This is a genomic window from Flectobacillus roseus (genome assembly GCF_030056595.1).
Taxonomy (GTDB): Bacteria; Bacteroidota; Bacteroidia; order Cytophagales; family Spirosomataceae; genus Flectobacillus; species Flectobacillus roseus.
The window spans coordinates 153,238-179,228 of the sequence record NZ_JASHIF010000010.1 but is presented as its reverse complement, the minus strand read 5'-3'; the positions used below and the strand labels follow the sequence as shown (position 1 = coordinate 179,228).

Genomic DNA, 25,991 nt, shown 5'->3' with positions numbered 1-25,991 from the left:
GGTAAAATGTACATAGCGCTTCCTTCTTGAATAAAGTAATTTTACGTTATACCCATTTATCTTGGGAAACCGTCATGGGCATCTTAACTATCATTATGTATGAAACACTTCGTCAATTTATGCTTTATTACTTTTGGGATGGTTTTGTTGGGTATTGTACCAAGCTGGGCACAAAAAACAACAGCCAACGATGCTTTGAGACAACTCATCGAAATGTATCATGCCGATCGTGGTAACCTTCAGCGTTTTTATACGATTGACCATTCTCCTGAGCGTAGAGAGCGATTCAAAACCCTAGCTCAGTCTTACCTTTCGCAACTACAGCCAATTGATTATAATGCCCTCGATGCTGGCGGGCGTGTGGATTACTTGTTGATTAAAAGGGATTGGGAAGATGTCCTTTATCAAAGTCAGGAAGAAGCTACCGCCTTTCAGCAGTTGGCAAACTGGTTTCCATTTGCACAGGTGATTTATGATGCCGAAAAGGCTCGTCGCAGAGGACTTATGCCCGATTCGCCCAAATTGGCGTCGGAACTTAATCAATGTGTGAAACAAATTGCGGGTCTACAAGCCAAGTTAAAAGAAACAAAAACCCTTACCAAAGATTTATCTAACCGTGGTAGTCGTATTGCCTTGGGGTTAAAATCTGCCTTAAACTCTGTTTTCAGTTTTTATAATGGCTACGACCCAATGTTTACTTGGTGGATGGCAAAACCTTATGCCGAGCTAGATAGTGTGTTGAAGGGCTATTCTACGGCTTTTTTGAAGGCTACAACCGTAAGTTCTCAGGTCAAAAACGATGCTTCGGGGATTGTTGGCAATCCTATCGGCAAAGAAGAACTCACACGTAAACTGAAATTAGAAATGATTCCGTACTCGCCAGAAGAGCTGGTGGAGATAGCAAACAAGGAATTTGCGTGGTGCGATGCCGAAATGCTGAAGGCTAGTCGTGAGATGGGTTTTGGGGATAATTGGAAAGCAGCTTTAGAAAAAGTAAAGCAAACGGCCGTTCCGCCAGGGCAACAGCCTGCGGCGATGGTCAAACTCTATGAGGAATCTATCGCCTTTTTGAAAGATAATAACTTGATTACGATTCCGCCATTGGCGGAAGAAACTTGGCGCTTGTCGATGATGAGTCCTGAGCGTCAGTTGGTCAATCCTTTCTTTTTGGGTGGTGAAGAGTTTATTGTTTCGTATCCTACCAATACGATGACGCATGACCAAAAAATGATGAGTATGCGTGGCAACAATCCTCATTTTTCGAGAGCTACTGTACATCATGAACTCATTGCTGGCCACGGCTTACAGTCGTTTATGACCCGTAGATATAAAACTTATCGTCATTTCGAAACGCCATTTTGGGTAGAAGGCTGGTCGCTGTATTGGGAAATGTTGTTATATGATCTGAAATTTCCTCGTTCGGCAGAAGACCGCGTTGGGATGTTATTTTGGCGTATGCACCGCTGTGCGCGTATTATTTTCTCGCTCAATTATCATATTGGTAAATGGTCGCCACAAGAGTGTATCGACTTTTTGGTAGACCGTGTAGGGCACGAATATGCCAATGCCGAGGGCGAAGTACGTCGTTCGTTTGTAGGAGGTTATGACCCATTGTACCAAATAGCTTATATGATTGGAGGCTTACAAATCAGAGCCTTGAAAGATGAATTGGTCGGTACGAAAAAAATGACTTATCAACAATTTCATGATCAATTTATGCAAGAGAACAAGCTCCCTATCGAAATGATGCGTGCTATCCTTTCTCGCAAACTTTTACCCAAAGACTATCAAACCAACTGGAGATTTTATTCACTTAAATAATAGAAGAATTTGGAGATTTGGAAATTTGAAAATGTGCCTACTCATCTTCAAATTTTCAAATCTTCAAATTTTCAAATCAACATACCATGAATCACATTTCAATTATTGGCGGGGGGATTGTAGGATTAAGTTCTGCTTATTATTTGCATGAGGCGGGCTATAAAGTGACGGTATTTGATAAAGGAGATTTATCGGATAACTGTTCTTATGGCAATGCAGGCTATGTGTGTCCGAGCCATTTTGTGCCTTTGGCAGCACCAGGGATTATTTGGCAAGGAATCAAATGGATGTTTAATCCTTTGAGTCCTTTTTATGTAAAACCTGCTTTGAATAAAGCGTTAATCAATTGGGGGGTCAAATTTATGCAAAGTGCCAATCAGCAACATGTGGAGGATTCGGCAGTACCCTTGAGAGATATTTCTTTATTGAGTCAAAAACTGTTTGAAGAATGGGAAGCTAATGCTTCTTTTGACTTTGGTTACGAGCGTAAAGGTATGCTTGAAATTTTCCAAACAGAAGCCGTTGCTACCCACGCACATCATACCGTCGAAAAAGCACATGAGTTAGGGTTAGATGTAAAATACCTCAATAAAGAACAACTACAGGCTTTAGAACCACAAACGCCTCTCAATGCCATTGGAGGACTACAATTTAATTGCGATACCCACGTATATCCAAATCTTTTGATGAAGAATCTTATCTCAGATTTACAGCAAAAAGGTATCGAAATCAAAACGAATGAAAGCATTACAGGTTTTGAGAAAAAGAATGGTAAAATCACTCATATCCGTTCCCACAAACAGCAATATGCTACCGATGCAGTAGTAGTTGCAGCGGGTTCTTGGAGTCGTGAATTAGCCGAATTGGTAGATATTACCCTTCCGCTGATGGCAGGTAGAGGATACTCCTTGACTTTGGAAAATAGTCCTCATAAAATCAACCATCCTATTATTTTGGCCGAAGGTCGTGTGGCATTAACGCCAATGGATGGTAACAAAATACGTATGGGAGGCACGATGGAAGTTGTTTCGACTAATACTCCTCCGAATTTCCAACGTGTAAAAGGAATTTTACAATCAGTCAAAAACTTTTTACCAACTTTTGATATTGCATTCCCTGCTGAAAAAGACATCTGGCATGGTTTCCGACCTTGTTCGGCCGACGGTTTGCCTTATATCGGTCGTACTAGTACTTATGACAACGTTGTAATTGCTACAGGGCACTCGATGATGGGACTTAGTTTAGGCCCAGGTACAGGAAAACTGGTCGAAGAAATTATCAGCGAAAAACCTACCAGTATTGATATTCAAGCATTCAACCCACAACGATTTGACTAAAAAGAAAGGGCTTTTATCTGACGATATCGTTCTTGGATAAAAGCCTTTGTTTTCTTTACTATGAAAAAATTTACCCTTCTCTCTATTTTTTGTGTATTGTTTTTAGGAAAAATAAATGCCCAAAATTATACCCCTCTCAAAGTTGACAAACGCTTTAAAGTACAATCCAAAGTTACCTTACAGGCCTATCCATTCGACTTGGACGAAGTGACTTTATTGGAAGGTTCGCCATTTAAAAATGCGATGGATAAAGATGCGGCGTATTTGTTGAGTATCGAGCCACAACGTTTGTTGCATCGTTTTTATCTCAATGCGGGCTTACCCACTAAAGGCGCAGTGTATGGCGGCTGGGAAAGCGAAGGTCTTTCTGGACATACCCTTGGGCACTATCTTTCGGCGTGTGCGATGATGTACGCTTCATCGCAGCAAAAAGTTTTTAAAGACCGTGTCAACGAGATAGTAACGGCTTTGGCAGAATGCCAAAAAGCTCGCAAAACGGGCTATGTAGGCGCTATCCCAAAAGAAGATTCGATTTTCACAAAAGTATCTCGTGGCGAAATCAAGTCTGGAGGCTTTGACCTCAACGGCGGTTGGAGTCCTTGGTACACAGTTCATAAAGTCATGGCGGGTTTGTTGGATGCTTATTTGTATTGTGGAAACCAACAAGCTTTGGCCGTAGTGACAGGTATGGCAGATTGGACAGGAAAAACTGTCAATCCACTTTCGCCAGAGTTATTACAAAAAATGCTTAAATGCGAATACGGTGGAATGGCAGAGGTGTTGGCGAACTTATATGCCATTACGGGTAAAAAAGAATACCTCGATTTGTCTTATAAATTTTATGACGATTTTGTAATGGTGCCTTTGTCGAAACGTATTAATCCAATGGCTGGCAAACATTCGAACACCAATGTACCCAAAGCCATAGGTAGTGCCCGACAATACGAACTAACGGGACTGGAGTCTGATAAAACGATCGCAAGCTTTTTCTGGGATATTATGGTACATCATCATACTTATGTGATTGGTGGAAATAGTAACTACGAATACTGTGGTGAGCCTGACAAATTGAGTGAACATTTGAGCGATAATACTTGCGAAACCTGCAATACCTACAATATGCTAAAGTTGACTCGCCACTTGTTTACTTGGCAACCCAACAGCGAGTTGACAAACTATTACGAAAGAGCACTTTACAACCATATTTTGGCATCACAAAACCCCGAAAGTGGTATGATGTGCTATTTTGTACCCTTGAGAATGGGGACTAAAAAAGATTTCAGCGACCAGTTCAATACCTTTACTTGCTGTGTTGGAAGTGGCATGGAAAACCATGTAAAGTACAACGAAAGTATTTATTTTCAAGGAGCGGATGGAAGCTTGTTTGTGAACTTATTTATTCCTTCTCGTCTGAATTGGAAAGAAAAAGGTCTGGTGTTGACACAACAAACAAAATACCCAACTCAGGGCAATTCACAGCTTACCTTAGAACTCCGCAAGGCTCAAAAATTTGCCCTTAAAATTCGTAAACCTTGGTGGGCAACCAACGGTGTTCAAGTAAAAGTCAATGGTCAGTCTGTTGCTTCGGAGCCAGATGCCAGTGGCTATATTGTGGTAGAAAGAACATGGAAAAATCAAGACCAAATATCGCTTGAAATGCCTATGCAAGTTTATAGCGAAAGTATGCCTGACAACAAAGACCGTATTGCTTTACTTTACGGGCCTTTGGTTTTGGCAGGACAATTGGGCAAAGAAAATCCAGATCCAGTGTATGGTATTCCTGTTTTGTTAACCGACAATAAAAATGTAAATCAGTGGGTAAAAAGTGTGGAAAACGCACCCTTAACTTTCAAAACCCAACAAGTAGCCGTTCCTTTTGAAGTAACTCTTATTCCTTTTTACCAAAGTTATCAACAACACTATAGTGTGTATTGGGATTATTTCACCAAAGCAGGTTGGGAAGAGAAAAAGGCCGCTTATGAAGCAGAGAAAAAACGTCAGAAAGAGATAGAAGATAAAACAGTAGATAATTTCAGAATTGGCGAAATGCAACCTGAACGCGACCACAACCTTACCATCGATGGCGAGTCCTACGTGAGCGATGCCCTAGGACGTACAGGTCGTGAAGTCAGAAAAGGAGGTTCGTTCTCATTTGACTTAAAAATCAAAGCTAATTCAACCCAAGCATCCATTTTGATGACCTATATTGGCGACGACAAAGGTCGTTTCTTCGATATTTTAGTAGACGGTCAAGTATTGGCAACACAAGAGTTGAAAGGTGGAGCAACTGGTAAGTTTTATGATATATCTTACCCACTAAATACTTCTTTCACTGCTAATAAGGATAAAATTAGAGTAACCATCAAAGCCCATACAGGCAAAACAGCAGGAAGAGTTTTTGGAGTGCGGAGTTTGGAATGATGAGTGAGGAGTTGTGCTTTATTGGATGAATAGTCAAAACTATTCTATAGATAAATGCCATTTTACAGCGCCGAAGGTGCGAAAGAACACCAATTATATTGGAGTCTTTCGCACCTTCGGCGCTTGATTGATTTAGATCTTTGTAATCTCTAAATTTTTACCATTTTTTCTTTAAGTAAAGATATGGATTTGTTAAAAAAGTTTCTAAATTTAGAAACTTTTAAGTTTTACACCGTTTGCAAAAATGAAATATTTTGAAACCATATTTATGGAAGAAGCGAATGATTTTATTGCCTCATTAGATGCTAAAATCATTAGAAAAATTATCTATAATATCGATTTAGCAGAACAAACCAATGATCCCAAGTTGTTCAAAAAGCTACAACATGATATCTGGGAGTTTCGAACTCAATATTTAGGTTTGCAAATAAGACTTCTCGCATTTTGGGATAAAACAAATCAACAAGAAACCTTGGTCATTGCCACACATGGTTTTATCAAAAAAGTAGATAAAATTCCTGCTAACGAAATCAATAGAGCAATTAGACTAAGAGAAAAGTATTATAACCTTAAAAATATTCAGTAGTGTCTATGAAAACCCAAGAAATGAAAACATTCACTTTAGCTGAAATGAAAGATAAATATATCGGACAAATTGGCACTTCAGAGCGAGAAGAATACGAATATGAGCTTAGTATGGAGCTATTGGGAAGGATGATTAAAATAGCCCGACAAGAACGAAACCTCACACAAGAAGAACTTGGTAAGTTAATTGGAGTACAAAAAGCTCAAATATCAAAATTAGAAAATAGTGCCAATAGTGCTACCATCGACACCGTTGTAAAAGTATTTCGAGCATTAAAGGCTGAAATAAAATTCAATGTCAAACTTGAACAACAAGCCTTGAGTATCGGTTAATTTCCTCACTTAAAAAACTCCTCCAAATACTCACTTGGTGATTTGCCTTTGATACGTTTGAAGATACGGTTGAAGTTGGTAATACTATTAAAACCACAACTGTAAGCTACTTGCGCAATACCAATGGGAGATTCGTTGGTGAGTTTTTTACAGGCTTCATTAATACGTACTTCATTCAAGAAAGATAAAAAGGTATGACCTGTGTGCTTTTTGAAATATCTACAAAAAGCATGTGGTGTCATGTGGGCTTTATTGGCTGCGTCTTCGAGGGTAATAGGCTTTTCAAATTCTTGAATGATAAAATTATAGATATTACTCATTCTCAAACCTTCATTTTCACTGTAAAGCTTTGGTCGTGATCCTTCCGAAAGTGCCCCTAGCGATTCTATGCTAGAGATTAATCGCAGCAAATCCATAAAATGAATCATTTGCTCGATACCGATATGTTCATGAATGAGCATCATCTTGGTCGAGATTTCCTCCGCTTTTTCTGCTGGTATCTTAAATCCATTGGGATTTTGTTGTAAAAAGCGTTTTACATTGAGCATTTCGGGTAAATTAAACAAAGCCGCTAATGGTCCATGAGGATTGAAAAATAGCACCAAGGCTTGAATTTCTAATTCGCTTTTTGGTAAAAAATAGCTTGGATCGCTCTTAAACATGTGTGGCTGGTTGGCACCCAACCAAAAAATCTCATTCGATTTGAAAGTGTGCATATTATTATCCGCAATCAAAGTTCCTTCGCCTTGCTGCACCCATGTAATCTGTATCTCCTCATGTCTATGCAAATGTGGATAGAAATACGGCATAATATCCTGCTGAACAATAATCGTATGATCGTGCGGTACGGGAATGGTAAATTGTAAGACTTTCATTGCTTGTATACATACTTGTTAAAAGGATTCAACATGAATCTGTAGGTACTCTATCTGTAGTCTTCAACAAATTAAGTTTAACCTCCACTACCAAAATTCATTTCCCAAAAGCTAAAATTAGTTTGTCTTTATGCTACCAAAATACTCTTTTCCACTAATTAGCTAAATATAAACAATTTTATAGTTATTCTCCCTACAAATAGGTTAATATCTGACTATAATTGATTAAAAATCAACCTTTGACCCGCTTAGGTTTTGGGTAATTTTGATAAAAAACAACAACAGAACTATGGCAATCAATTGGCAAGGCGTATTTCCCGCTGTGACGACAAAGTTTGGTGCAGATGACCAACTTGATTTTGAATTATTTGACAAAAACTTGCAATTCCAACTCGAAGCAGGTGTAGACGGTATCATTCTTGGCGGAACCTTGGGCGAAGCAAGTGTACTAAGTCTAGAAGAAAAAGGAGCGTTGGTAAAGTTTACCGTTGAGAAGGTAGCTGGGCGAGTTCCAGTAGTTTTAAATATTGCAGAAGGAGCTACCAGAGATGCAATCCAGTTGGCTAAACTAGCCGAAGAATGGGGTGCTGCTGGCTTGATGATGCTTCCTCCTATGCGCTATAAAGCTGATGACTACGAAACAGTAGAATATTTCAAAGCGGTAGCCAATTCTACTACACTTCCGATTATGATTTACAACAACCCTGTAGATTATAAAATTGAGGTAACATTGGATATGTTTGCTTCCTTGGCTGAGTGTGAAAACATTCAGGCAGTAAAAGAATCTACACGTGATTTGACCAACGTAACCAGAATGCGTAACCGTTTTGGCGACCGTTTCAAAATCATGTGCGGTGTAGATACCATTGCTATGGAGCAATTGGTAATGGGTGCTGACGGCTGGGTGGCTGGTTTGGTATGTGCCTTCCCTGAAGAAACAGTGGCTATTTATAAATTAGTAAAAGCTGGTCGCTACGAAGAAGCTCGCAGTATTTATCGTTGGTTTATGCCATTGTTGGAACTAGATATTCATCCAAAATTAGTACAATACATCAAGTTAGCTGAATCAAGAGTTGATTTGGGTAGTGAAGCAGTACGCCCACCACGTTTGGTACTTAGCGGTGCTGAAAGAGAACGCATTTTGGCACTTATCGATGGCGCTATTGCAATCAGACCAACGTTGCCAGATTATAAGGCGATTGTATTATAATTTGAAAATTTGGAGATTTGAAAATGTGTAAATCATTCATTTTCAAATCTTCAAATTCACTCATTTTCAAATTTCTCAAAAATGTCTCAAATCATTTCAACGGTAATGCAACAAGCACAAGAGGCATTTGAGCATTATCGCCAAGTATCGGGTAAAAACCGTGCTATATTTCTAGAAACTATTGCAGAAGAAATCGAGGGTTTGAAAGATTCCTTGGTGGCCATTGCTCATCAAGAAACCAATCTTCCATTGCCGAGGCTTCTAGGAGAAATTGGACGTACAACAGGTCAATTGCGCATGTTCGCCCGTCTGATTGCTGAAGGTTCTTGGGTTGAAGCCTGTATTGATACAGCCAATCCTGACCGAGTACCTCCAAAGCCAGATACTCGTAAAATGCTTGTTCCGATTGGCCCTGTGGCTATTTTTGGTGCTAGCAATTTTCCTTTTGCTTTTTCTACCGCAGGCGGTGATACCGCAAGTGCATTGGCTGCTGGTGTTTCAGTTGTAATCAAAGCGCACCCTGCCCATCCTGAAACTTCAGCATTGATGTTCTCGGCGATGGAAAAAGCCATTGCACGTTGCCAAATGCATCCTTTTACGATACAACATCTCAACGATGCTAGTAACGAAACAGGTAAAGCATTGGTGATGCACCCACTTACTACGGCGGTTGGTTTTACAGGCTCACAAGCAGGCGGAAAAGCCCTAAAAGCTTACGCCGACCAAAGAGAGGTTCCTATCCCTGTTTTTGCCGAAATGAGTAGTATCAATCCTGTGGTTTTATTTCCTGAATCCTTAAACCAAACAAATACAACGTTAGCAAAAACCCTTGCAGGGTCTATTTCGCTTGGGATGGGACAGTTTTGTACCAAACCGGGCTTGCTTTTGGCAATAGATAGTCCTGCATTAAGTACTTTTTCAGAGACTTTAGAACATGAACTAACACAGGTTGCCTTGCATCCTATGTTGCATACAGGTATCGCAAAAGCCTTTGATAAAGCACGCTACACTATTACATCGCAAGCAGGAGTAGCTTCTGAAGCTTCTCTAGCTGTGGTTGAGGATTTGGAAAAACCTACTCCTAGTCTTGCGAAGGTTTCAGCGAAAGATTTTATTGAAAATCCACTTTTACATGAGGAGGCATTTGGGCCTTTTGCCTTACTCGTGATTTGTCAAGATGTACAAGAACTTTCACAAGCACTCAAAGCACTTGGCGGACAACTTACCACAACACTGATGGCGACAGAACAGGACGTTGAAAACTATCCTGAAATTCTATCGCTCCAGTGCTCATTGGCTGGTCGTGTGATTCTGAACGCCGCCCCAACAGGTGTGGAGGTAGCTGCTAGTATGGTTCATGGAGGTGCGTATCCTTCCACTTTCGACGCTCGCTATACCTCGGTAGGCACAAGCGCCATTAAGCGTTGGGTTAGACCAATTTGTTTACAAGGATTCAAAGATTGGATGCTACCAGAAGAATTAAAAGATGGTAATCCATTAAAAATTTGGCGTTTGGTCAATGATACATTTACCAACGAAACAATTTAGTTAGTAAGTTAATGAATGATTACGTGATGAATTATTACTGCTTAGGCACACGAAATTAACGACTATGAGCTTTTGACTATTAGGTGTATGTATGTGGAAAACCTATTACAGTCAACTACTCACAGTTCAATGTAGCCCTTTCGGTGCCTTTGCTGTAATTTTTAATATTTGTAGATAGTGTAAAATTACCTTTAGCTTTCAGCTTCGGGCATTCAGCAAAATATCGGTAATCAAAAATTACACTCCAAACTCATCACTCAAAATTCATCACTCATACTTACCCCTGATAAAACTATGAAAAAAACATTTTTTTGTGTAGACGCCCATACTTGTGGTAATCCCGTAAGACTAGTGGCAGGAGGTGGGCCTGTTCTTGAAGGAAGTAATATGAGCGAAAAACGCCAGTATTTCCTTCAAAATTACGATTGGATTCGAAAAGGACTAATGTTCGAGCCTCGTGGTCATGATATGATGAGCGGAAGTATTTTGTATCCTCCTCATGATCCTGAAAATGACGTAGCGGTATTGTTTATCGAAACCAGTGGCTGTTTGCCTATGTGTGGACATGGTACCATCGGAACAATCACTATTGCCGTAGAAGAAGGACTAATCACACCAAAAATAGAAGGAAAAATCCGTATGGAGGCTCCTGCAGGTTTGGTTTTAATTGACTATAAACAAGAAGGTAAAAAGGTTAAAAGCGTAAAACTCACCAACGTATCTTCTTTCTTAGCAGCTACGGATTTGAGTGTAGAATGTCCTGATTTAGGTCCTATCAAAGTAGATGTTTCGTATGGTGGTAACTTTTATGCCATTGTTGATGTTCAAGAAAACTTCAAAGGTTTACAACATTACAGTGCTGACCAACTGATTAGTTGGAGTAGAACCTTACGTAATCGTATCAATGAGCAATATTCTTTTGTTCATCCCGAAAATGATACCATCAAAGGATGCTCGCATATCTTATGGACTGGCGACGTATTAGACCCAACGTCTACAGCTCGTAATGCAGTATTCTATGGAGATAAAGCCATTGACCGTTCACCGTGTGGTACGGGTACTTCGGCACGTATGGCACAGTGGTACGCCAAAGGCAAATTAAAGAAAGGTGATGAGTTTATTCATGAAAGTATCATCGGTTCAAAATTCATTGGAAGAATAGAAGAAGAAACTACCGTGGGAGGAAAGCCCGCCATGAAACCAAGCATAGAAGGTTGGGCAAGAATCTATGGATATAACACTATTAGCATCGACCCTGAAGATGATCCTTATGCTTATGGGTTTCAAGTACTTTAGCATTAATGCTGAATTATGAGTTGTGAGTTGCGAATTTAAAATGTAAGATTTTAATTATCAGCACCTTGCATCCACAATCACTCAAAATTTTAATTTGTAGGATTACCCTCATAAGTATGCAAGATATATCTGAGCTTCTTTGAGAATATTTTACCTAATGCCTAAGGCTTACAGCCTAAAGCACATTAATATGATTTTATTTTGCATTAATACTTACCTCTATTGAGTGATTGAGTGGTGGAGCGGTTGAGTGAGTATGAAGATTTACACTTATTCAATCACTCATTCATCAATCACTAAATCACTCAACTATGTCTCAAGAACAACCATCATTCAAACGCTCCTTTCGCCTCTTCGATGCCACTATGATTGTGGCGGGATCCATGATTGGGTCGGGGATTTTTATTGTAAGTTCTGATATTGTCCGAAATGTGGGCTCTACAGGAGGGTTACTTTTGGTTTGGGTTCTTACTGGATTACTCACTGTAGCGGCGGCCGTTAGTTATGGCGAACTTAGTGGTATGTTTCCCAAAGCAGGAGGACAATATATTTACCTCAAAGAGGCCTTCAATCCTTTAATTGGTTTCTTATATGGTTGGAGCTTTTTTACCGTAATCCAAACAGGTTCTATCGCGGCCGTTGGAGTTGCCTTTAGTAAATTTTCGGCTTACCTTTTTCCTGTCTTAAGCGAAAAAAATATTCTATTCTCAGTCTTAGGACTCAATATCTCAGCAGCACAGCTTACCTCTATTGCTCTCATCATTTTTCTTTCGTTTATCAACACGCGTGGTGTTCAGTATGGCAAATACGTCCAATCAATTTTTACAGTTACCAAATTGCTTGCCTTATTTGGTTTAGTCGTTTTTGGATTTATTCTTACCGCCAATACCGAAACTTGGCATCATAACTGGGAAACGGGCTTTTCTATTCAACAACTTACCTCTTCAGGATTTTTGCCATACACAGGTTGGGCTGCTTTCGGAGCAATAGCCGCCAGTATGGTAGGTAGCTTATTTAGTAGTGACTCGTGGAATAATGTGACATTTATCGCAGGCGAAATCCAAAATCCTCAACGCAATATTGGGCTGAGTCTTTTCCTTGGAACACTCATTGTAACAAGCATTTACTTGCTCGCCAACATCATGTATGTTTCGGTATTAGACCTACCCGCAATTGCTTTTGCCGAAAACGATAGGGTGGGAGTAGTGGCATCGCAACATATTTTTGGTGAAGAGGGCACTATGATTGTAGCCATTTTCTTGATGATTTCAACTTTTGGTTGTGATAACGGACTTATCTTGGCTGGAGCACGAGTGTATTACACGATGGCAAACGATGGTTTATTTTTCAAGAAAGTAGGTGAGCTTAATAAAAATGGTGTACCCGAAAAAGCGCTATGGATTCAATGTGTTTGGGCTTCGGTTTTATGTTTGAGTGGCAAATATGGCGAACTTCTCGATTATGTAATTTTTGCGGTACTCATTTTTTATGCACTTACCATTCTAGGAATTATTCGTTTACGCATCAAAAAACCAGAGCTAGAAAGACCTTACAAAGCATTTGGATACCCTTTTGTACCATTACTGTATATTTTTACAGCCACTTGTATTTGCATTTTATTACTGATTTACAAACCCAATTATACTTGGCCAGGCTTAGGTTTAGTATTATTAGGGATTCCTGTTTTTTATTTACTTAAAAAAAATTAGTGAGGTGTGAATTATGAATGAGTGAATGAGAGTATGTTAAAAAAATATTTGGCATGTATCGAAAAAACAAAATTTCCACTCGCCACTACTCGCCTGCTACTCAAATAGCAGGGTAAAGAAAATAACTACAAACTTCCTCATTGAAATTTAAAAGAATTTAGTTGTTTGACTCATTTCATTCACTAATTCACAATTCACCAACTCACTAATTCAATAAATAGCTATGATACAAAAAACAATACTTTTCTGCTTTTTTTGTTTAGGAGCTTTTGCCCAAAAAGGCGATTATCCTATTCAGCCTGTGGCATTTACTCAAGTTCATTTTAAGGATAATTTTTGGACTCCAAAAATGCAGGTAAACGCCAATGTGACTATTCCTTACACGCTTAATCAGTGTAAAATCACAGGACGTATTGACAATTTCCGTAAAGCTGCAAAACAAATCCCAGCCGATAAGAGCACTTCATTTACCTTTGATGACACAGATCTTTACAAAGTCATTGAAGGGGCTTCTTACAGTCTACAAACACAGAAAAACCCTCAGCTAGAAACCTATCTTGATTCCTTGATTACGATTATTGGCTCGGCACAGGAGGCAGATGGCTATTTATATACTTTTAGAACCATGCCAATCCAAAAACCTCATGAATGGCTTGGCGCTAAACGTTGGGAAAAAGAAGAAGATTTGAGTCATGAACTATACAATTCTGGTCACTTGTTCGAATCGGCGGTTGCACATTATCAGGCTACAGGTAAAAAGAACCTCTTGAATATTGCCATCAGAAACGCTGATTTATTGGTACAAACTTTTGGATGGGGCAAAGAAGAACGTTTCCCTGGGCATCAAATCGTAGAAACAGGTTTGACAAAATTGTACAGAGTCACTGGCAAAAAAGCCTATCTTGATTTAGCTAAGTTCTTTTTAGATTTAAGAGGAAAAGAAGGACACCTCAATCAAGAATATAGCCAATCGCACAAAAAAGTCATAGATCAACACACTGCTGTAGGTCATGCGGTACGTGCCACCTATATGTATACAGGTATGGCCGACGTAGCCGCACTTACTGGCGACAAAGCTTATTTGTCTGCAATTGATGATATTTGGCATGATGTAGTAGATAAAAAACTTTACATCACAGGAGGAATAGGTGCGACAGGCAATGGCGAGGCTTTTGGCGACGATTATGATTTGCCAAACATGAGTGCTTATGCCGAAACATGCGCTGCTATTGCCAATGTGTACTGGAACCAACGTATGTTTTTATTACATGGCGATGCTCAGTATGTCGATGTCCTTGAACGAACACTTTACAATGGTTTGCTTTCAGGAATTTCACTGAGTGGTGATAAGTTTTTCTATCCCAATCCACTAGCTTCTATGGGGCAACATCAGCGCCGTGCTTGGTGGGATTGTGCTTGTTGTGTTTCAAATATGACTCGATTCCTGCCCTCGGTGCCGGGATATACCTATGCTCAAAACCAAAAAAATCTTTATGTAAACCTTTTTGTAGGTGGTACTGCTACGATTCAATTGCCCAATACGGCTGTAACAATTACCCAACAAACGGCATATCCTTGGGAAGGGAAAAATGATATTACTATTGCACCAGCCCAAACGGCTCCATTTGCACTCCATATTCGTATTCCAGGTTGGGCTTTAAGCAAACCATCTTCGGGGGATTTATACAAAGATGAAACGCCAGAAAGTCCAATTCAGCTTTTGGTAAATGGCAAAGCCTTTTCTTATAAAATGGAAAAAGGCTATGCAGTAATAGATAGAGTTTGGAAAAAAGGCGATAAAGTAAGTTTCACACTTCCGATGGATGTTAGAAAAATTTTGGCTAACAGCAATGTAAAAGCTGACAAATCAAAATTTGCCTTGCAGAGAGGTCCAATGGTATATTGTTTGGAAGGAAATGATAATACCTCTGCATCAGTCATGAGTTTGGTTGTGGATAAAACCGCTCCAGTTATAGCCTCTTATCAACAAGATTTGTTGAACGGAGTAATGACTTTAAACATGAAAGGATTTACTACACAAAGACAAGTAGGGTCTGAAGAATTGGTAAAGAAAACGACAGATATCAAGGCGATTCCCTACTATTCATGGGCCAATCGTGGAGCTACAGAAATGACAGTTTGGATTCCGTATGAAGAAACGGCAGCTCGTCCAACGCCTGCGCCAACTATTGCCAGCAAAAGTAAGGTATCAGGTTCTGTGAGTAATCCATTGATGCTAAAAGCACTAAATGACCAATATGAGGTAGAAAACTCTAATGACAAAAGTGCCAATTTCTTGCACTGGTGGCCTAAAAAGAATACTACTGAATATCTTCAATATGACTTTGACCAAACTTATACAGTATCCTCGTCAAGCATTTATTGGTTAGATGATAGCCCTTGGGGAGGCTGTCGTATTCCTGCTTCTTACAAGATTTACTACCAAAAAGATGGTGAATGGATTCCTGTAAAAGTCATCAATCAAAGCCCTATTGCCAAAGACCAGCTCAATACGATACAATTTGAGCCTGTAACAACCAAAGCAATCAAAATGGAAGTGCAACTACCTGTTGATAATGCTGCTGGGGTTATTGAGTGGGCAATAAAATAGGTTTAGGCTATGCAGTAAGCAAAGGATTCAGTACGTATTTTGCTTACTGTAAAAGGTTATCATGATTAAAATCAAAAATCCTCAATCCGATATTATACTAAGAGCTTTGGGTTAGGCGTTTTAATATCAAATACTTTCACTCTCAAAAAAAAGATATTTTCTAATTACCTAACCATTGTAATTGCATGAATCCCAGTCAGAAATCTTCTGATTGGGATTTTTTGTTTTTTCATAAGAATCATTCATATTGAGTCCTGAAACAATCATCAATAAACAAAAAACTATGAAAATTATCGAATGCCCAAGAGATGCCATTCAAGGCTGGAAATCACCTGTTTCTACCGCATTAAAAGTAGAATACCTCAACACACTACTGCAAGTAGGGTTTGACACATTGGATTTTGGCAGTTTTGTCTCTCCCAAAGCAATTCCTCAAATGGCAGATACTGCCGAGGTATATCATCAGCTAGAATTGGAAGGTGTTTCTACTAAATTACTGGCAATCGTTGCCAACCTAAAAGGAGCCGAGCAAGCTGTTTTGTTTGAGCATATAACTTATTTAGGATTTCCATTTTCCATTTCCGAAACCTTCCAACAACGCAATACCAATAGTTCAATTACTCAAGCTTTCGAAACGGTTAAGGCAATACAGGGATTATGTCTTAAACATGACAAAAAGCTGGTAGTCTATTTCTCAATGGGTTTTGGCAATCCCTACGGCGACCCGTATAGTCCTAATATTGTGGGAGAGTGGGCCGAAAAAATGGCTTCATTAGGAGTAGAAATTATTGCTTTGTCGGATACCGTTGGCGTTGCAGAACCTCCATTAATTGGGCAATTATTTAGTCATTTAATTCCACTTTATCCTCAAATCGAGTTTGGAGCACATTTCCATGCGAGTCCTTTTAATTGGGAAGACAAAATTCATACTGCCTATCATGCAGGTTGTCGTCGTTTTGATGGTGCTCTTGGGGGATTTGGAGGTTGTCCGATGGCGAATGACGAGCTTGTGGGAAATATTAATACCATAAATCTTATAGAAAAATTCAAAGACTCATATCCTATAAATCATCAAGCTTGGCAAAAAGCAATAGACTTGAGTCAAAAGATATTTATTTAGCCTTGAGAGCTTATTTCAAAACAAACAAAACCATGGAATTTTATCAATCAAACAAAGTGGATAACTTCGAATCTCCCGATTTTTATCAAATAGATGATTTATTGACTGAAGAACACCTCCTAATACGTCAATCAGTGAGGGATTTCATTAAAAAGGAAGTATCCCCAATTATTGAAGATGCTGCCCAAAAAGCAGTTTTTCCTGCACATTTAGTTAAAAAATTTGGAGAAATGGGGCTTTTGGGTCCAACAATCCCTGAAAAATATGGAGCAGGTGGATTAGATTATATCGCTTATGGTCTGATGATGCAAGAAGTTGAAAGAGGCGATTCTGGTTTGCGCTCGATGGCATCTGTACAAGGCTCTTTGGTGATGTATCCTATCTATGAATATGGCTCAGAGGTGCAAAAGCAAAAGTATTTACCCAAATTAGCCTCAGGGGAATATTTGGGATGTTTTGGATTGACAGAACCAGATTTTGGTTCAAATCCTGCGGGCATGAAAACCCGAATTGAAGATAAAGGAGAGTATTATCTACTCAATGGTTCAAAAATGTGGATATCCAATGCTCCTATGGCAGATATTGCTATTGTTTGGGCAAAAAATGAACAAGGACGTATCAAAGGGCTTATCGTAGAACGTGGAATGGAAGGCTTTTCGACCCCAGAAATACATCAAAAATGGTCTTTGCGAGCGAGTTGTACAGGCGAACTGGTATTTGATAATGTCAAAGTTCCTAAAGAAAATCTATTACCTAATGCCGATGGCTTGCGTGGTCCTTTGGGTTGTTTGGATTCGGCACGCTATGGTATAGCATGGGGTGCTTTGGGGGCTGCGATGGATTGCTATGATTCGGCAAAAAAGTATGCTTTAGAAAGAATTCAGTTTGACAAACCCATTGCTTCATTTCAATTAGTACAAAAAAAATTGGCGGAAATGCTTACTGAGATTACCAAAGCTCAATTAGTTTGTTGGCGTTTGGGGATGCTCAAAAATGCTGGAAAAGCCACCACAGCACAGATTTCATTGGCCAAGCGCAACAATGTTGACATGGCTTTGAAAATAGCTCGTGAGGCACGCCAACTACATGGAGGTATGGGAATTACGGGCGAATACCCAATCATGCGACACCTCATGAACCTCGAATCGGTAGTTACTTATGAGGGTACACACGATATTCATCTCCTGATTTTAGGTGCTGAAATAACGGGTATTTCGGCATTCAAGTAATAAACCGCTTACTCAATCAAGCAAAAGGTGCTCAATAATTTGAGATAATTTTGGGTTTTATAGTCAAACAGCGACTCAACTGGGTCTGTCGTGATTGTTTTATTTTTCATTAAAATCCTTAATCTTATGCGTAACATTAAAAAATTCGCCATCCTTGCTTTATTGTGTGTATGTTCGCCACTTTTAAAAGCACAAAATTTATCTTTTGGTCCTACAATTGGAGTAAACTCTTCAAGTCTCTCAGGGCTTTCTGACACAAAATCAAGAACTGGACTCTCAACAGGGCTTTTCTTGAATTATAGCTCTACTTCTCACTGGGGCTTTGGAATGCAGGTATTGTATAGCCAACAAGGCGCTAATTATGAGAGAAGCGATGATTATCTCAAATTAGATTATGTACAAGTGCCTTTGCTTGCAACGTATTACTTTGGTTCTCAAAAAACGACAGGGTCATGGAGACCAAAGGTTTTTGCTGGTCCTCAAATAGGGTTTTTAACAAGTGTAGCCAATAAAAGTGGATACGACTATGCTGGTAGCTATAGTTCAACTGACGTAAGTGCTGTTTTAGGTGCGGGTGTAAATTATGCACTTAGCCAAAAAATGTGGTTGAATTTGGATGCTCGTTATGCACTAGGGCTTACAGATATTGCCAAAAGTCCAACTTTAGATGTATCCAATCGTGTGTTTAGTGTTAATGTAGGACTAAGTTTTCCTCTTGGTACATACAAATAAAAAAGCTCGTAAGTAACCTTACGAGCCTGTGAACCACTTACTAGGAATAACTTTATAGATTATAGAAGTATTAATTTGCATTAAGGAAAAGACAAATGTGCAGACGTTTTGTATACTTCCGAAAAATAGCAAATATTCATTAGGTAGTGGTAGCGAATCTTATTAAACGGTCGCACTTTATGCAAAAGCCCCGAAATATCAATATTTCGGGGCTTTTGTTTTGCGAATTACAAGTTCTTAAAACTTAATATTTACTCCTAACAAAAAGTTAAATCCTGCTTGTGGATAGTAGAAGTTTTCAGTAACCGTCTTGCCTTCGTAGATATAGCTGTAAGTATAGCCATTTGATTCGTAGAGCGTATTGAAAATATTATTGCCCAACAAACTCAATCCCAATTCTTTACAGAATGATGGTTTGAATGTATAAAGAATTCGTAAATCGTTGGTAAAATAAGCATTCAACTTGCGGTTTTCATTGCTTGTATTATCCATATATTGCTTTCCTACGTATTTTGACAACAATCCTAGTTCAAGTCCTTTGGTTGGTGTATAAAGCAATTGCGATCCACCGATTACATTGGGTGAAAAGGCTATGTCTGTTTTAGCGAACTTGTTTTCCACATCAATATAAGGTTCGTCATAACTTGGTACCACCTCTGTAAAATTATTGATTTTGTTACTTGAAAGGGTCGCATTTACATTCCATTTCAATGCTTTAGTCAATTGGACACCTGCTTGTAGCTCAAGTCCCATTCTGTAGCTACTTGGTACATTGACACGAATTGGAGTGCCCACATCATTCAATTTTCCTGTCAAAACCAATTGATTTTTATAGTCCATCCAATAAGCATTTGCTTCAAAAGCTACTTTTCCTTTTTGTGTTTTAAAACCAGCTTCCAAATCACGCAAGGTTTCTGCTTGTGGCGCTTTTCCTGGGTTATCTACAAAGTCTGAGCGATTAGGTTCTTTGTTGCCAATGCTATATGACAAAAATGCAGATGTTCCTGCCGAAACCTGATAGGTTAAACCCATTTTAGGGTTGAAGAAATTATAGTTTTTACTTTGAGAAATATCTACCAAGTTATCGTCAATACCTTTAATGCTGTATCCAACAGTACGATATTGCAAATCAGCAAAGGCATTTAGCTGCTCGTTTAATTGATAATAAACTTTTCCGTAAAGGTTAAAGTCTGTTTTTAGAGCGGTGCCACTGTAGTATTTATCGCCTAGCTTAGCGGTTGAAGCATATTGTGCCCAAATAATTTGTCCGTAGTGACGACCATCATATTGGTTCCAAGCACCACCAATATTGGCACTCAAGCGATTATTACCTTTGTAGTCAAATGAAAAAGTACTTCCATAGAAATCATTATCCAACCATTTCTGACGGACTAAATCGGTTTTTGTGATAGTCGTATTGCCAATAACTACATTGGGCAAACCATATTTCGAGAATTTATCTTGCTCTTTGAATTGCTCATAATAGCCACGTCCGTAAGTATAATGCAAGTTGAAGTTGAAAGACCAATTCGATGAAAGGCTATGCGACGATAATAATTGGTAATGGTCTTGCTGATAATTATCGGTTTGGTTTGGATACGTATAAGGATTGTAAGTACGGTTGGTGCTCAACAAGTACTCAGGAACACCTTCCCATGCTTGGTAAGTTTTTTCTTTACCAGAAAATACATTCAAACGATAAAAAGATTTTTTGGTAAAATAGGCACCTGATAAATAAAACGAACGAAGGTCTGAAGAAGCACGGTCGATATAACCATCAGATTTAAGTCTCGACAAACGAGCGTCTAATGTAAAACGATTATTCAATAGACCAGAACCAACTAAAACGGTATTTTTGAACGTATTAAATGATCCAAATGAGTTGTTTGATTCTGCGTAAGCATCTTTTCTAAATTCGTTTGTAGACATATTGACACTTGCCCCAAACGCTCCAGCGCCGTTGGTAGACGTACCCACGCCACGCTGAATCTGAATAGAGTTAGTCGAGCTAGCAAAATCAGGCATGTTTACCCAATAAACTCCTTGTGATTCGGCATCGTTGAGCGGAATACCGTTGATGGTAACATTAATACGAGTAGCGTCTGTACCACGAATACGAATACCCGTATAACCAATCCCAGCGCCAGCATCCGAGGTAGTTACCAACGAAGGTGTAAAGTTGAGTAATTGTGGAATATCTTGACCCAGATTTTGCTTTTGAAGGTCTTCTTTACTCACATTGGTATAAGCTACAGCAGATTTTTCATTAGCACGAGTAGCGTTCACCACTACTTCGTCGGCCATAAAAGAGCTTTTTTGAAGCGAAAAAGAAATGTTGGTATTTTGCTGAAGCTCAATAGAATTACTTTGTTTTTCAAAACCTACAAAGCTTACCTTGATCGTATAAGTACCTTTTTTAAGATTTTTAATAACAAAATTGCCTTGTGCATCAGTAATTGTTCCTCGCATCGTATTGTCGATGGTAAGGGTTGCGCCAGCCAATCCTTTTTTGGTTTCGCTGTCAGTTACTTTACCCGAAATACTCAATTGTGCATAAGCCGATATGGTCAGACTGCACAATAACATAACCATAAAAGCTTTTTGCGCTAACTCGCTTAGAAGAGTTTTTGCGAAAAAGCGCTCAGTCGTTAAATTTTTCATCATTTTTGAAAACATAACGACAGGTAAAGGAGCCAAATCCTGTCCGATTTAACAATAATAATAACCCGTAAAAAATTGATTGATTGAATGATAGAAAGATTGTACCACGATCTATCATCAAAATCCCTTCGACAGCATTACCTGTATCAGGTTCAATGGGTATAATCTCAGCCCGTTGTTATGAGGCACCCCTTTTTTGTGATTGTGACTGCAAAGGTATGATGAAAAGTGATACAATCGATTCGGAAGCTAGAAAAGTTTGAATTATCGTGGTACTTCTATTTTTTGTACAATTCCTTTAAGAACATCTTCTACATTAGCTCCTTCCATTTCTTTTTCAGGTGTAAGTGCCACACGATGACGAAGAATGACAGGTAATAATTCTTGAATATCTTCGGGCGTAACAAAATCTCGTCCACGAATGGCCGCAAAGGCTTTAGATGCTTGCAACATGGCAACCGAAGCGCGTGGCGAAGCGCCTAAATACAGAAACTTTGAGCGACGAGTTTCGTGAATCAACTTGGCAATGTATTCCAAAATATTTTCTTCCACAATGACTTGTTTTACTTTAGCTCTCAAGCTATACAATTGTTCAGAAGACACAACAGGTGAAATACGGTCTTCTACCTTACCTGCGTCCTCTTTAGCACGACTTTGATGACCTTTCAAAATGTCAATTTCTTCACTGAGATTGGGGTATCCTACCAAAATCTTGAACATAAAACGGTCAAGTTGTGCTTCTGGAAGGCGATATGTCCCTTCTTGTTCGATAGGATTTTGGGTAGCAATTACTAAAAATGGAAATGACATCGGATAGGTGGTGCCTGCATTGGTAATCTGACGCTCTTCCATCACCTCAAACAAGGCCGATTGCGTTTTAGCAGGCGAGCGATTGATTTCATCTATTAGTACAATATTGGAGAAAATAGGCCCTTTTCTAAACTCAAAATCACTGACTTTAGGATTAAAAACGGCTGTGCCTATTACATCCGAAGGCATCATATCGGGCGTAAATTGAATTCGGCTAAAGTCTACCGAAATCGTGCGTGACAAAAGTTTGGCCATCAAGGTTTTGGCAACGCCAGGTACGCCTTCCAATAGGATATGTCCATCGGCTAAAAGTGCTGTCAGCAATAAATCAACCGTTTGTGGCTGACCAACAACAATTTTGCCTATTTGCTCGCGTATTTCTGTAACCGCCTGATGCAATTCGCTTAAATCTATGCGTGATTCAAAATTCATAATTTTGGTAAAAGAGCGTGAAATGGTATCAATAAGTATAAGTTACAAGTAAAGTTTCACCATCACCTAAGTAATGTATTAATAGGCATAAGTGGCAGAGGCACAAAGGCACAAAGTGGTTTCACTATCACCTGAGTAATGTATTAATCAGTTTCAAAAGCTCTGTAGGAGATTTTGAAAAGACTTATCGCTGAAAAAATCCTAATAAACAGACATATTAATCATCAGCTTTAAACGATATGTTATAGGCTGAATTATCCGTTTTTTGTAAACCACAGAAATACAGCCAAAAGCCGATTGCTCAAAGCTGACCGCCGAAAGCCTATCTTTTATGCTTTGACCATTTGATAAAACTCTTCAATGGCTTTATTGAGTTCAATAAGGTCTTTTTCAGAAATGCTATTCACCGTATTCAAATGCTGAATCGTATGAAAAAGAGCTTGCAGTTTGCCTAATTCTAACCCAGATTTATTACTCAATTCCGTCAAAAAATCTTCATCGATTTGATAGGTATTGAGATAAAAATTATCCCTGATAAAGTGTAAAAAATGGGTAACTTTCTTCTTAGCGATAGTCAAATGTTCCTTTTTGTTAAAATATAACTGCCCTATGGTCTTTACAAATATGACTGAGGTATTTTGAGGAATATCAATAATAGGAATAATGCGTTGACGGCGTTTTGCCTCAAAAACCATAAAAATCACAAGAGCCAAAAGCGTCAAATAATAAGCCCATCGTAAGGCTGGTTGACTGACAATAAACCTAAAAGGTGATTCATCGTAGGAAGCCTCGCTAGCTTTACGGATAGACTTGTTCATTACCCTGAAACGAGTACCAATAGAAGGTGCCTGATAATATTCGTCCCAATAAATGGTTTGCTGCGGAAGATAGCGCAAAGCGTTTATGGCAAAATAGCAATTCTGAGGTTTGATGAGATAATAGTTACTAAAAGCACTAGGCGTGGAATTGAGCAATAAGGTACCATTCCCCCATTTTACCTTAATAAAAATAGGCTTTTTGAGATGATTATAAGCCAGAACTGTCCATGGTATTGTTGATTTGGTCGTATCAACAAAAAAAGCTTCTGCATCTTCCATTCTAAAAACAAAGGGCTTTTTCTGGCGGAGTTCTGGATGGGTAAAATTAAGCGACGTGGCTGTACCCTTCTTCAAAAAACTAATATAATCGGTAGAAAGATGTAATGTATCGCCAAGTGAGCCAAAGTCCTCGGCCGAAATAAAGGCCGTATTTCCCATTGACACAAACCGTAATAGCTTTGTCAACGAAATAGAATCTAAGGTAAAAGTATTGCAGATATTAATATAGGAAGTGCGCTGTAAGTCAACACTTTGCTCTGTATGTCGCGCTAAAACAGGGAATTTTTCGTCATGAATTTGCTGAGAGGGAAAAAGCTCAGGAAGAATTTTATATAAAACTTCGCCTCCAAATGGAATATCGTCTTGATTGGAATAGGTAGGTGTCCAAATGACTGGCTTGGGCTTATATATTTCAATTAATATAAACCCCAATAGTGTAATACCCAATACAATAAGATATTTAGTTTTCTGCGTCATTCAGCGGTGCGATGTGGTTTTGTGTTAATAAAAGATAGTCTGATATTCCTTCCACACTTTTTCCACAAATCTATGAATCTATGTCAAATAAAAAAGCATTTGAGCTAACTCAAATGCTTTTTTATTTTATTCTTCTTCCTCCTCGTCATCAGTCACCGTTGTGATACTTTTGATCTTTGAGTTTTCGCAGTAAATTTCTAGGAAAGAATCCGAGCTACCAAACTGTACGCTAATCGTAATCCAAGAAGGATTAAATTCGTCGATATCACGGAATTTATAAGATTTAGGAAACATCTTTTTCACCTTTGCAATAGGATCTCCTACTTTCAATCCTCCAAGATTGTCGAGTTGGAATTTTGTTGATTTCAACTCAAAACCGCTTACTATTTCGTCCATGACATAAAATGAATCTTTTCCATAAAGATAGATTTCAAAATGGTCACTATTTTGAGCATCAGGAGTTTCTTCTTTTCTAACAGAATCTGGTGAGCCTAATTTTTCTAATAAAGCGCCATAAGGTCCTCCTAATTTTACACCAGAAACGATGGTTGATTCAAAATTGATGGTATCATATTCAACTTCCTCGATGCGTCTATGTTGGCTTGTTTCTACAATAGTGGTTTTAAAAGAGCTGAATGTTAGGGCTGTTGAAACTCCCAACAAAATAATTAAGCTTATCTTTTTCATGTTATTATCACGCGTTTTAAGGCTAGCGCCTACTTCGTGTTATACTGCGATTAAAGTTGGAAAATTGATTTTGTATAGATTCAAATTCGATTGCACTAATCAAAAAATCTCCGTACCAGATATATTCAAATAGGGTTGTAAGAGATTCGAATTCTTGACGTAATTCGGTTGGTTGTAACTCGTAAATATAACTCCGATTGGTTTTATTTAATCGCCATTCGATTAGGTCTTGATTACTCAAAGATTTTAATACTTGTAAATAGTACAAGCGAGTCGCCAACCTAAACTGTTGCGTAGACAAAGCGCCCTCGATTGCTTTTTCAAAATCTAACGCATGAATATCTTGTTCTAGTACTTGATAATCAATAGAAATCGATTGGTCTTTGCGTCCGAAGATATTTGCAAATTCAATACCAATTAGCTTCATAATGACAAAGATTATCACAATTACCAGAAAAATATACATACCTATCTTCAAAGATTTACCTGTAGTACTTTTCTCAAAAAACTGAGAAAACCAACGCAAAAACATCAGCCAAAGCCTACTGCTCAATGACATCTGTTCGATAGGAACGGCTTGATACTGATACTTTTTTTCTTTTCGAAGACTCGTTAACGTTTTGTCTGGTTGCTTGAGCGGACTCAGTTGTGTGAGCGAGTCAACACGACTTATTTGCCCTTGAAGACGGCAAACAGGCATTAGAGTCACCCAAAAACAAAGTATGACGTATTTTAAAGTAATAGGAATATGCCTCTTTTTAACACTCATTTTTGAGTTAGAAAAATAATGGACAAGTTTCAAATCATTGTGAATTTGGGAGCACGGAGCTTCACATTGGCGGTTCAGCTATGCATATGCTTAAGTTCGTAGGCAAAATAAAATTCAACGTTTCAGTTATCGGCTTTCGGCGATAGGCTTTGGGAAAAACATTTTAACACTCTTTGCCTTGTGCCTGTTGCCTAGTACCTAAAAACCTTATTCTGCACGATTACTTATCTG

At 38.8% G+C, this 25,991-nt stretch carries 19 protein-coding genes and 1 riboswitch; of the genes, 13 read left to right on the top strand and 6 right to left on the bottom strand.

Features of this window, described 5'->3' with window-relative positions; translation table 11 throughout:
- The first annotated feature begins 99 nt into the window (after positions 1-99).
- The 5 genes from QM524_RS13260 to QM524_RS13240 all read left to right on the top strand — a co-directional run bounded on the left by QM524_RS13260 (position 100) and on the right by QM524_RS13240 (position 6,497).
- Positions 100-1,821 carry a DUF885 family protein gene (locus tag QM524_RS13260; RefSeq protein WP_283344972.1) on the top strand — a complete coding sequence of 574 codons (1,722 nt, stop codon included), beginning with the start codon at positions 100-102 and terminating at the stop codon, positions 1,819-1,821.
- Between the two features lie 86 nt (positions 1,822-1,907).
- Positions 1,908-3,158 carry an NAD(P)/FAD-dependent oxidoreductase gene (locus tag QM524_RS13255; protein ID WP_283344971.1) on the top strand — a complete coding sequence of 417 codons (1,251 nt, stop codon included), beginning with the start codon at positions 1,908-1,910 and terminating at the stop codon, positions 3,156-3,158.
- A 60-nt stretch (positions 3,159-3,218) separates the two neighbouring features.
- Complete coding sequence (locus tag QM524_RS13250; protein WP_283344970.1) at positions 3,219-5,579, top strand: glycoside hydrolase family 127 protein; 2,361 nt, start codon at positions 3,219-3,221, stop codon at positions 5,577-5,579.
- A gap of 244 nt (positions 5,580-5,823) precedes the next feature.
- Positions 5,824-6,165: a type II toxin-antitoxin system RelE/ParE family toxin gene (locus QM524_RS13245; protein ID WP_166576901.1), complete on the top strand. Its 342-nt coding sequence runs from the start codon at positions 5,824-5,826 to the stop codon at positions 6,163-6,165.
- A 20-nt stretch (positions 6,166-6,185) separates the two neighbouring features.
- On the top strand, positions 6,186-6,497 hold the full coding sequence (locus tag QM524_RS13240; RefSeq protein WP_283344969.1) for a helix-turn-helix domain-containing protein: 312 nt from the start codon (positions 6,186-6,188) through the stop codon (positions 6,495-6,497).
- Positions 6,498-6,502: 5 nt separating this feature from the next.
- Here QM524_RS13240 and QM524_RS13235 read toward each other — a convergent pair whose 3' ends face one another.
- A complete protein-coding gene (locus tag QM524_RS13235; protein WP_283344968.1) occupies positions 6,503-7,372 on the bottom strand; it encodes an AraC family transcriptional regulator in 870 nt (289 codons plus the stop codon).
- Between the two features lie 295 nt (positions 7,373-7,667).
- Between QM524_RS13235 and QM524_RS13230 the strand changes: the two genes are divergently transcribed.
- The 8 genes from QM524_RS13230 (at position 7,668) to QM524_RS13195 (ending at position 18,827) form a co-directional block, all read left to right on the top strand.
- Positions 7,668-8,582 carry a dihydrodipicolinate synthase family protein gene (locus tag QM524_RS13230; protein WP_283345082.1) on the top strand — a complete coding sequence of 305 codons (915 nt, stop codon included), beginning with the start codon at positions 7,668-7,670 and terminating at the stop codon, positions 8,580-8,582.
- Between the two features lie 81 nt (positions 8,583-8,663).
- Positions 8,664-10,130, top strand: a complete 1,467-nt coding sequence (locus tag QM524_RS13225) for an aldehyde dehydrogenase (NADP(+)) (RefSeq protein ID WP_283344967.1) — start codon at positions 8,664-8,666, stop codon at positions 10,128-10,130.
- Between the two features lie 294 nt (positions 10,131-10,424).
- Positions 10,425-11,426, top strand: coding sequence for a 4-hydroxyproline epimerase (locus QM524_RS13220; protein WP_283344966.1), 1,002 nt, complete (start codon positions 10,425-10,427; stop codon positions 11,424-11,426).
- A 311-nt stretch (positions 11,427-11,737) separates the two neighbouring features.
- On the top strand, positions 11,738-13,135 hold the full coding sequence (locus QM524_RS13215; protein ID WP_283344965.1) for an APC family permease: 1,398 nt from the start codon (positions 11,738-11,740) through the stop codon (positions 13,133-13,135).
- 223 nt (positions 13,136-13,358) lie between these two features.
- On the top strand, positions 13,359-15,746 hold the full coding sequence (locus QM524_RS13210) for a glycoside hydrolase family 127 protein (protein WP_283344964.1): 2,388 nt from the start codon (positions 13,359-13,361) through the stop codon (positions 15,744-15,746).
- Between the two features lie 283 nt (positions 15,747-16,029).
- Positions 16,030-16,866 carry a hydroxymethylglutaryl-CoA lyase gene (locus QM524_RS13205; protein ID WP_283344963.1) on the top strand — a complete coding sequence of 279 codons (837 nt, stop codon included), beginning with the start codon at positions 16,030-16,032 and terminating at the stop codon, positions 16,864-16,866.
- A 32-nt stretch (positions 16,867-16,898) separates the two neighbouring features.
- The gene (locus tag QM524_RS13200) at positions 16,899-18,095 is read left to right on the top strand and encodes an acyl-CoA dehydrogenase family protein (protein ID WP_283344962.1); all 1,197 of its coding nucleotides are present in this window, start codon (positions 16,899-16,901) and stop codon (positions 18,093-18,095) included.
- Between the two features lie 126 nt (positions 18,096-18,221).
- Entirely contained in the window at positions 18,222-18,827 is a 606-nt protein-coding gene (locus tag QM524_RS13195) for a porin family protein (RefSeq protein WP_283344961.1), read from the top strand.
- 237 nt (positions 18,828-19,064) lie between these two features.
- On the opposite strand, the gene QM524_RS13190 is transcribed toward QM524_RS13195, so the two are convergent.
- The 5 genes from QM524_RS13190 to QM524_RS13170 all read right to left on the bottom strand — a co-directional run bounded on the left by QM524_RS13190 (position 19,065) and on the right by QM524_RS13170 (position 25,760).
- On the bottom strand, positions 19,065-21,419 hold the full coding sequence (locus tag QM524_RS13190; protein ID WP_283345081.1) for a TonB-dependent receptor: 2,355 nt from the start codon (positions 21,417-21,419) through the stop codon (positions 19,065-19,067).
- 175 nt (positions 21,420-21,594) lie between these two features.
- Positions 21,595-21,691, bottom strand: a riboswitch (TPP riboswitch).
- 61 nt (positions 21,692-21,752) lie between these two features.
- Positions 21,753-22,730 (bottom strand): AAA family ATPase, encoded by a 978-nt coding sequence (locus QM524_RS13185; protein WP_283344960.1) that lies wholly within the window; start codon positions 22,728-22,730, stop codon positions 21,753-21,755.
- Between the two features lie 329 nt (positions 22,731-23,059).
- The gene (locus tag QM524_RS13180) at positions 23,060-24,304 is read right to left on the bottom strand and encodes a DUF4350 domain-containing protein (protein WP_283344959.1); all 1,245 of its coding nucleotides are present in this window, start codon (positions 24,302-24,304) and stop codon (positions 23,060-23,062) included.
- Between the two features lie 126 nt (positions 24,305-24,430).
- Positions 24,431-24,991 carry a hypothetical protein gene (locus tag QM524_RS13175; protein WP_283344958.1) on the bottom strand — a complete coding sequence of 187 codons (561 nt, stop codon included), beginning with the start codon at positions 24,989-24,991 and terminating at the stop codon, positions 24,431-24,433.
- Positions 24,992-25,013: 22 nt separating this feature from the next.
- Positions 25,014-25,760 carry a DUF4129 domain-containing protein gene (locus tag QM524_RS13170; protein WP_283344957.1) on the bottom strand — a complete coding sequence of 249 codons (747 nt, stop codon included), beginning with the start codon at positions 25,758-25,760 and terminating at the stop codon, positions 25,014-25,016.
- Positions 25,761-25,991 lie beyond the last annotated feature (231 nt).

What these genes read in the sequence shown, in the direction of transcription:
- QM524_RS13260 (WP_283344972.1), top strand. Translation starts at nt 100, where the DNA reads ATGAAACACTTCGTCAATTTATGCTTTATTACTTTTGGGATGGTTTTG.
- QM524_RS13255 (WP_283344971.1), top strand. Translation starts at nt 1,908, where the DNA reads ATGAATCACATTTCAATTATTGGCGGGGGGATTGTAGGATTAAGTTCT.
- QM524_RS13250 (WP_283344970.1), top strand. Translation starts at nt 3,219, where the DNA reads ATGAAAAAATTTACCCTTCTCTCTATTTTTTGTGTATTGTTTTTAGGA.
- QM524_RS13245 (WP_166576901.1), top strand. Translation starts at nt 5,824, where the DNA reads ATGAAATATTTTGAAACCATATTTATGGAAGAAGCGAATGATTTTATT.
- QM524_RS13240 (WP_283344969.1), top strand. Translation starts at nt 6,186, where the DNA reads ATGAAAACATTCACTTTAGCTGAAATGAAAGATAAATATATCGGACAA.
- QM524_RS13235 (WP_283344968.1), bottom strand. Translation starts at nt 7,372, where the DNA reads ATGAAAGTCTTACAATTTACCATTCCCGTACCGCACGATCATACGATT.
- QM524_RS13225 (WP_283344967.1), top strand. Translation starts at nt 8,664, where the DNA reads ATGTCTCAAATCATTTCAACGGTAATGCAACAAGCACAAGAGGCATTT.
- QM524_RS13220 (WP_283344966.1), top strand. Translation starts at nt 10,425, where the DNA reads ATGAAAAAAACATTTTTTTGTGTAGACGCCCATACTTGTGGTAATCCC.
- QM524_RS13215 (WP_283344965.1), top strand. Translation starts at nt 11,738, where the DNA reads ATGTCTCAAGAACAACCATCATTCAAACGCTCCTTTCGCCTCTTCGAT.
- QM524_RS13210 (WP_283344964.1), top strand. Translation starts at nt 13,359, where the DNA reads ATGATACAAAAAACAATACTTTTCTGCTTTTTTTGTTTAGGAGCTTTT.
- QM524_RS13205 (WP_283344963.1), top strand. Translation starts at nt 16,030, where the DNA reads ATGAAAATTATCGAATGCCCAAGAGATGCCATTCAAGGCTGGAAATCA.
- QM524_RS13200 (WP_283344962.1), top strand. Translation starts at nt 16,899, where the DNA reads ATGGAATTTTATCAATCAAACAAAGTGGATAACTTCGAATCTCCCGAT.
- QM524_RS13195 (WP_283344961.1), top strand. Translation starts at nt 18,222, where the DNA reads ATGCGTAACATTAAAAAATTCGCCATCCTTGCTTTATTGTGTGTATGT.
- QM524_RS13190 (WP_283345081.1), bottom strand. Translation starts at nt 21,419, where the DNA reads ATGGTTATGTTATTGTGCAGTCTGACCATATCGGCTTATGCACAATTG.
- QM524_RS13185 (WP_283344960.1), bottom strand. Translation starts at nt 22,730, where the DNA reads ATGAATTTTGAATCACGCATAGATTTAAGCGAATTGCATCAGGCGGTT.
- QM524_RS13180 (WP_283344959.1), bottom strand. Translation starts at nt 24,304, where the DNA reads ATGACGCAGAAAACTAAATATCTTATTGTATTGGGTATTACACTATTG.
- QM524_RS13175 (WP_283344958.1), bottom strand. Translation starts at nt 24,991, where the DNA reads ATGAAAAAGATAAGCTTAATTATTTTGTTGGGAGTTTCAACAGCCCTA.
- QM524_RS13170 (WP_283344957.1), bottom strand. Translation starts at nt 25,760, where the DNA reads ATGAGTGTTAAAAAGAGGCATATTCCTATTACTTTAAAATACGTCATA.